6 protein-coding genes are annotated in these 8,141 nt (G+C 58.4%); 4 read left to right on the top strand and 2 right to left on the bottom strand.

The genetic code is table 11. The features are described 5' to 3' along the window. Both RSB01_RS05050 and RSB01_RS05045 read right to left on the bottom strand, forming a co-directional pair. The coding region (locus RSB01_RS05050; protein WP_332625131.1) for an outer membrane beta-barrel protein at window positions 1-470 on the bottom strand (470 nt) is incomplete at its 3' end. A gap of 237 nt (window positions 471-707) precedes the next feature. Next, the gene (locus RSB01_RS05045; RefSeq protein ID WP_332590565.1) at window positions 708-2,870 is read right to left on the bottom strand and encodes an AGE family epimerase/isomerase; all 2,163 of its coding nucleotides are present in this window, start codon (window positions 2,868-2,870) and stop codon (window positions 708-710) included. A 276-nt stretch (window positions 2,871-3,146) separates the two neighbouring features. On the opposite strand from RSB01_RS05045, the gene argB reads away from it, so the two are divergent. From argB to RSB01_RS05025, 4 genes are all read left to right on the top strand, one after another. Further along, entirely contained in the window at window positions 3,147-4,076 is a 930-nt protein-coding gene (gene argB / locus RSB01_RS05040) for an acetylglutamate kinase (protein ID WP_332590554.1), read from the top strand. Beyond that, window positions 4,073-4,774, top strand: a complete 702-nt coding sequence (locus RSB01_RS05035) for a pyrimidine 5'-nucleotidase (RefSeq protein ID WP_332590555.1) — start codon at window positions 4,073-4,075, stop codon at window positions 4,772-4,774. Before argB ends, RSB01_RS05035 begins: the two co-directional genes overlap by 4 nt. Further along, a complete protein-coding gene (gene dapD, locus RSB01_RS05030; RefSeq protein ID WP_332590556.1) occupies window positions 4,771-5,628 on the top strand; it encodes a 2,3,4,5-tetrahydropyridine-2,6-dicarboxylate N-succinyltransferase in 858 nt (285 codons plus the stop codon). Before RSB01_RS05035 ends, dapD begins: the two co-directional genes overlap by 4 nt. A 327-nt stretch (window positions 5,629-5,955) precedes the next feature. Next, a complete protein-coding gene (locus tag RSB01_RS05025; protein ID WP_332625130.1) occupies window positions 5,956-8,073 on the top strand; it encodes a S8 family peptidase in 2,118 nt (705 codons plus the stop codon). The last annotated feature ends 68 nt before the right edge of the window (window positions 8,074-8,141 follow it).

Here is an 8,141-nt window from a genome sequence, read left to right as displayed (position 1 = left end):
ACAGTGTCGACGTTTACGCGGTTCACACCAACGCCCAGACCCACGAACGGACGCAGGGTCCATTCCGGGGTGCCGAAGTCATAAATGACGTTGGCCATCAGGGTGGTCGAGGTGATGTCGCCTTCCGGCGAGTGGCACGGACCGGTAGCCGGGGTCAGGTTGCACAGACCCTGTGCGCCCGCAGCACCACGAACGGTGCCGATGTCACCCGAGCGGTAGCCGCCTTCGAGTTCAGCACGCCAGTTCGGGTTGAAACGGTAGCCGAGACGCGCAAATGCGGTCCAGCCGTCGTTAACTTCCCAGTTCCAGTTGTGACCGGTTACCGAAGCTTCGGCATTGATGTCGTCGATGATGTGGTAACCAGCATCGATAGCACCGTACCAGCCGTCCGGCTCAGCCGAAGCGGCACCAGCCGACATCGCCAGAGCGGCCGCCGCGCTAGAAGCCAGAATCAAACTCTTGACGCGCATGAAAGCGGCCCTCCAAGAATTGTTAAAGATGACGGCACAAATATACCGCTACGCTGGAGATAACAGGCCTTCCAACCAAGGTCGAGAAGCAATTTTCATGCATCCCGCCCTTATCACGAAAAGCGTGTTCTCCCGGATACAGGAGAATAACAAAACCTTAAAGAAATCGCTCACAAAACAGCCCAAATACACGATCCGTTGCATTTCTTTGCAATACTCATCAGCTTTGAGAGACAGTTAAGCAGCGTCGCCCCAGAATCTACGCAACTCTGCATATGCACCCATAATGTGATAAAAAGAGCTAGCTTTCGCATTTGTCGCAGAGAACATCTTCGGACCAACCAGTTGGTCCTGCCACAATCCGTTCTCGGTCAAATACAGATTCATGGCTCCCAATGCGCGTTCAGCGTCCTTGAGGTATCGATCAGCTTCCAAGCCTGACGCATGGCGCGCAAATAGCAAAGCCGCCCTCAACCACTCGGTTTGCGGCCACAAACGAGCGCTATACTCAACTACATTGCCACTTGGGTCTATCGCATCGGCAAGAACGCCCTCTTTGCTCCAAACGCCAATCGATCCGCGTTCATACAAGCGTTGAGACACCTTCAATAGCTCTTTATTATCGCGACGCATGGCATAACGATGGAGCAACCATGCCCATTCAAACTGATGGCCAGGCTCCACACGCTTACCATATTCCGAGTTAGACCGCTTCCAGTCTGCGGTGAAAAACTCTCGCAGCGCGCCATCGTCCGGATCAATAAATACGCTCGTCGCTAGCGATACTACGCGGTCAGACATTGCTGTCCAACGGACATCACTACTTAAAGGCTCCCACGCCAAAGCAGCCTCTAGAAGATGCATGTGCGAATTGGCCTGGAAAGGATGGTCTCCATCCTCTTCTATGGCACCATTTGGCAACAACTTACCCTCGAGATAATCGAGAATTTCTAGAGATTTAGTTTCACAATATTGCCTATCGATACCCATTGCAAAAACGTGGGCTAAGGCAAAAATTCCAAATGCATTGTCGTACACAGACGCGCGCACAGAAACCGGCGCGAAAGATGATGACAACAGCGCACGAAGTGACCCATCGTCATTACAGCAAAACTTCCGGAACCCCTTCAGACCATTTTTGACAATATTTTCCCATGGTCCTCGCCACCCCAGACGCCCCGCTTCGGAAAATACAAACAACTGTCGTGCCTGCACACGAACACGGTGATCGCATTCAACAGCATCACCATCATGCGTCAGCTCTTCCGCAAAAATGCTTTCCGATTGCACACCGAGCGTTGCCCAAATTGGCAAGGCACGCTGCTTCATCCAAGAAGCAAATTTCCGCGCTTTTTCATCAAAATGATCAAGCACGGGAGGAGGGAAATCAAGATAGCTCGGCGCGAAGTTTCTCACATGCTCGACGACCTTTTTTACGTCTTGCGAACGCTCGAGATCGCACACGAGTACCGCGTCATCTTCCACGATAACGGCGATATTAGAAACGCCAACAACGGCTACAACCTTGTCAGGAGCAGCATAGACAAGGCTTCCAGAAGCGTCCTTAAGAAGGTGATACGAGGAAGATGCCTGCCGCTTTGCCGCCACAGCATCCCACGCCCCCAAATCCGACCACTCGAAAGAAACCGGCAAAACCGATGCCACCGCTGTTTTTTCCATCACAGCATAGTCAATCGAGATTTTGGGCGATTGCAAAAACTCTTGCCCTAAATGCAGTGGGTTCTCATGCAAACGATCTGATAGTGCCAATCCGACAGCGTGCGTAATGTCCCTATTAAAGGCATCAAGTTCACTGATGAGCACATCACTGCGTGATACAAAAATCCCAGTGTTCCACATCAAGCCCCGGTCTAGGAAATGTTTGGCCGTCTCGCAATCCGGCTTCTCGACAAATCGGCGTACATTCGCAAGACCCTCGCCCTCCGCTTCGATATATCCGTAAGCGGGTGAGGGCGATGTCGGTCGCACACCTAGAGTGACAATTTTTCCGCTTTCAGCACCGGCCGAAGCTGTAACCGCCGCTCGCCAAAATGCCTGATGATCAGGCAGGTAATGGTCCGAAGATACAAAAACATTGATCCCATCAGGATCTACGGATTGCGTCCACAATGCTGCTGCGGCCATAGCAGGACCAGAATCACGCCCTTCAGGTTCAAGCACAACCTGCGCGGTCACTCCAAGTTCGGCCAGTTGGTCCTTAACCAAGCTCTCATGCGCAGCACCCGCGACAACAACTAGCTTGGCATCTCCCTCTACCAATTTCACGACACGCATTACAGTGTCCTGAAAAAGCGATTGCTCACCAACCAAGGCCAGAAACTGCTTTGGACGCGAAGGCCTAGAAGCCGGCCACAAACGCGTCCCCGCACCGCCGCACATAATGACAGGATAAATAGACAACGAGCTTCCCAATTCCGTTTCTAAAATTCTGGAAAAAGCGTTAAAATATGTGGACCACCCCAAATTTAGCGCTTCTCAAATTTTCCTCTTACATACTGCGACCTTTGCCTAAATCCGACAAGCCAACAAAGTTTTTTATTCCTATGTTTCGCGTATATTTACTTGCATCACGAGATACATGTTTGATCTCTTTACTTACTCGGACCAGACATAAAACGGGTGACTTCGGACCGCTATGCGGCTATGCGCGCGGCTATGAATGAAGTTGATCGGCAATCCGAAGAGCGCAGCTGGGAGACGGCAAAGACCCTTGCCGAGGCCCTGCCCTATATCCAGGTCTATGACCGGGAGACTGTGGTCATTAAATATGGTGGCCATGCCATGGGCGAGAGTGCCGTGGCCAAGCAGTTTGCCGCCGATGTGGTGCTGCTGAAACTGATGGGCGTGAACCCCGTGGTTGTCCACGGCGGCGGCCCGCAGATCAGCGCCATGCTGGACAAGGCCGGTGTCAAATCCGCCTTCGTCGACGGCCTGCGCGTCACCGACAAGGACACTATGGCGGTAGCCGAGATGGTCCTGTCGGGAGCCGTCAACAAAGAGATCGCCCACTGGATCACGGTCGCCGGCAAGGAAGCCGATGTACGTGGTGTGGGTCTGTCGGGCAAGGATGCCGGTCTGCTGACGGTCGAAAAGACCCGTCGCACCAAGCGCGACCCTGACAGCATGATCGAACACGAGGTCGATCTGGGTTTTGTCGGCGAGCCGACCAAGGTTGACCCCAAACTGATCAAGGGTCTGATCGCCTCGGAAACCGAGGACTGGGTTCCGGTCATCGCCCCTATCGGCGTCGCCGAAGACGGCATGACCTATAATGTCAACGCCGACACGGTGGCTGGCGCCATTGCCGGTTCGCTAAACGCCAAGCGCATGCTGCTGCTGACGGATGTTCCGGGCGTAAAGGGTGCCGATGGCGAGATCATCCGCCAGATGAACCTCGAAGATGCCCAGAAACTGATCGACGACGGCGTGGCCACCGGCGGCATGATCCCCAAGCTGGAAACCGCCATGGCGGCGGTCCGCGCAGGGGTCGAGGCCGTGGTCATTCTGGATGGCCGTCGCCCGCATGCCATGCTGGTAGAACTGTTCACCGAGAACGGGGCCGGTACGCTGGTGACAGCGCGTTGAGCACCCTCACGACAGAGCGTCTACCGACCGACATTTCGGCGGATCTTCGCGGTGTAAAAGCATGGGTTTTCGACCTCGATAACACCCTCTATCCGGTCGAGAACCAGTTCATGGGTCTCGTGGAAAAGCGCATCAACGACTATGTGGTGCGCACTTCGGGCCTGCCCGCCGACGAGGCGCTGGTTATGCAGAAATCCTTCCTGCACAACTATGGCACCTCGCTGGCCGGTCTGATGACCCGTTACCAGATCGATCCGCACCATTTTCTGGCCGAGGTCCATGATGTGCCTCTGGACGTTTTGGAGCCGGATACGGCCCTGCGTCTGGGGCTGGAGCGCCTTCAGGGGCCCCGCATTATCTTCACCAATGGCTCCAGCGTCCACGCGCACCGCGTCCTGGGCAAGCTGGGCATTGACGACCTGTTCGACGGCGTTTTTGCGCTGGAAGATGCTGACCTGATCCCTAAACCCGATCCGCGCACCTTCGAAAAGATGCTGACCCGCTTTGGCATTGATCCGGCCACGGCCTGCTTCTTCGAGGACACGCCACAAAATCTGGACCCTGCCAAAATGCTTGGCATGACCACGGTTCTGGTTGGCCCCAAGGCCTTTTCGGCCGAAGACGATTTCATCGATTACCGGACCGCCGCACTCGCGCCGTTCCTGACCACCGCCATTCTTGACGGAGATCCCGCATGACCAAACTCGCCCAGCTTGAAGCCGTTATCGAAGCGGCATGGGAAGCCCGCGCCGATATCTCGCCCTCGACCCACGGCGAAGTGCGCGAGGCGGTCGAGACTGCGCTCGACCTGCTGGATTCGGGCGAGGCGCGTGTCGCCACCCGTGGCGAAGACGGCGTATGGTCCACCCACCAGTGGCTGAAGAAGGCCGTGCTGCTGGGCTTCCGCCTGAAAGACAATATCATCATGCGTGCGGGCGACCGTGGCATGAACAGCCCGGCTCCGGGTGTCGGGCCGTTCTTCGACAAGGTGCCGAACAAGTTCGGTGACTGGACCACCACCGACTACCAGAATGCAGGCTTCCGCTCGGTTCCGGGTGCCATTGTTCGTCACGGCGCGCACATCGCCAAGTCGGTTGTGCTGATGCCGTCGTTCGTCAATATCGGTGCCTATGTCGGTGAAGGCACGATGGTCGACACCTGGGCCACCGTCGGCTCGTGCGCCCAGATCGGCAAGAACGTCCACCTGTCGGGCGGTGCCGGTATCGGCGGCGTGCTGGAGCCGCTGCAAGCCAACCCGACCATCATCGAGGACGGCTGCTTCATCGGAGCCCGCGCCGAAGTCGCCGAAGGCGTGATCGTACGCGAAGGTGCGGTTCTGGCCATGGGCGTATTCTTGTCGGGTTCGACCAAGATTGTTGACCGCGCCACCGGCGAGATCTTCCGTGGCGAGGTTCCGGCCTATTCGGTTGTGGTTCCCGGCTCGCTGCCCGACCCGAACGGTGGCCCGTCTCTGTACTGCGCGGTCATCGTCAAGCGCGTGGATGCCCAGACCCGCGCCAAGACCGGCGTTAACGAACTGTTGCGCGACTAGGCCTCGGCCATATTCGCTCTGAAAATCAAAGGGTCGACCATCAGAGGTCGGCCCTTTTTTCATGTGCGGCGTCATTTAGATTGCATTGGTTGGTTAACTGTTATGGCTTAATCTGGCTGTCGGAAAATTCCACGCGATGGAGTGCGCGAGATGGGCCAGATGCGGATCAAATCCTTGGTGCTGACACTGAGCGCCGTTTTACTGATGACGGTCCCTCTTGCCGCCTGTGGCGGCGGCGGAGGTGGCGGGGGCGCAGCAACACCCACGCCGATACCGCCTCCTCCCCCGCCTCCTCCACCTCCGCCGCCCCCACCACCGCCTCCCGTTGTGCCGGACATCACCACACGCGAGTACACACGCAACTGGGGTCTTGCGGAAACCAAGGCCCTATCCGCATGGCAGACGGGTGCGACAGGCAAGGGCGTGACCGTTGCCGTGATCGACAGCGGCATGACCGCCAACCATCCCGATCTCGCTGCCAATGTTTCCAGCGCCTCGACCGATATCGTTATCGGCCGCAACACACTGGAAAGCCCCGACCGGCACGGCACCCGCGTGGCCAGTGTCATCGCCGCCCCGCATAATGGGCGCGGCACAATCGGTGTGGCCTATGAATCGTCCATTCTGGCCATCCGCGCCGATGTCAGCGAATGCACCAAGCCCGAGGACGATGTCTGTTTCAAAAGCTCGGATTTGGCCCGCGCTTTGGACTATGCGGTCGCCAATGGCGCGCGCATCATCAATATGTCGCTGGGCGGTGAAGGCTCTATGGGCCTGACCTTCGAGCAGGCTCTGCTACGAGCGGTCAATGCCGGTGCGATTATCGCCATTTCCTCGGGCAACGAGGGCGAGGTCAATCCGTCATGGCCTGGCCGCTATGCGACCGATCCCCGATTTGCAGGCAGCATCATCGTTGTTGGCTCGCATGGCCTATCGGGCGGCATGTCCTCGTTCTCCAATCGCGCGGGCGTCAACCAGACCGCCTATATTTCCGCACCTGGCGAAAAGGTTGTTGCCGACTGCGATGACACCAGTTGCTGGGAAATCTCCGGCACCTCCTTCTCGTCTCCGGCTGTCGCCGGTGCCATGGCCCTGCTGAAACAGGCCTTCCCCAACCTCACAGGGCGCGACATTGTCGACATCCTGCTGACCTCGGCCGCCGATGCCGGTGATACGGGCACCGATATCGTCTGGGGTCGCGGCAAGCTGGATATCCAGCGCGCCTTCCAGCCAATCGGCCGGACATCCTCGCCCCGCGCAACATCCGCGACAGCCATTGGTCTGGATGTGCCTCCCGGCACCTATGCGGGGGCAGCTTTCGGCGATGCCATTTCCCGCACCGACAGTCTGGGCACCATCGCCTATGACCAGTATTCGCGCCTGTTCACGGTCAATCTGGCCGGAAGCTACCGTGCCGCCCCGCGTCGCAGCTTCCAGCCCGATCTGGCACCGCCCACCGTCCAGACGCGCGTGACGGCCCTTGGCCCTGCGGGCAGCACCCTGTCGCTCAGCGCCGCCCAGCCCATGCTGGAACCCGAGCCCCTGTTGCCCCGCCATGATCTGTATTCGGCCCCGTGGCTGGGCACCGAAACCCGCCGCGAAGCCATGGTGGCGATCGATACGCCCCGCGTTTCCTTTGCCGCATGGCAGGGCGAAGGCGGAGCCCGCTCGCCGTTCCGCACCGGTGCAGGCGACGGCTTTACGGCGCTGGCACAGGCCAATCACGCCGTGCGTGGGTCGCTGAACTTCCAGGACGAAACCCTCGGCCATTTCAACGTCACCGCCGAGAGCGGCGGCGGCGACCGTCGTGCACCCCTGCAATCGGTCGAGCGCGACGCTGCCAAATATACCCGTTTCGGTCTGGACTGGCGCAAGGGCGCAGGTGGCCTGTCCTTTAGCCTTGGCCAATTGGATGAGCGCATGGGACCGCTGGGGGCCTATATGCCCACATCCAGCGATCTGGCCCTGCCCGCCAACACCACCTTTGCCGCCATGGGTGGCAACTGGCAGATGACCGAAGGCCTGACCTTCATCGCCGAAGGCGGCATTGGCAGCACCGAAATCAATGGCCGCTTCATGTCGCTGGAAGACAAGGCGATCAGCAGCAACTGGCGGCTGCAAATGCTGGCCCTCTGTCCGTTCGAGCTGCTGGGCTGCCAGCAACTGAGCTGGCAGATCAGCCAGCCCCTGCGCGTCGAAAGCGGCACCTTCAGCGCCAATCTGGCCGATAGACCTCTGGATTACTTCGATCCGGTGACCTTCTCGGTGCGCCGCTTCTCGGCCAGCCCGTCAGGCCGCCAGATCGATTTCAGCATGCGCAGCATCCACGCCCTGTCCGATGGCGCCACCCTGCAGTTCGAAGCCACCGCCATCCGCAATGAACAGCACCAGCGCGACGCCAAGCCGGGCTATGCCTTCCTCGCCCACTGGCGTCGTGCCTTCTAAACGAACCTCGTAGCGCCAAAACAAAAACGGCCGGTGGATGAACCACCGGCCGTTTCTTTTGGTATCAA

This window comes from Brevundimonas sp., assembly GCF_036659295.1.
Lineage (GTDB): Bacteria > Pseudomonadota > Alphaproteobacteria > Caulobacterales > Caulobacteraceae > Brevundimonas.
The sequence above is the reverse complement of the archived record's forward strand: the minus strand, read 5'-3'. Positions and strand labels throughout refer to the sequence as shown.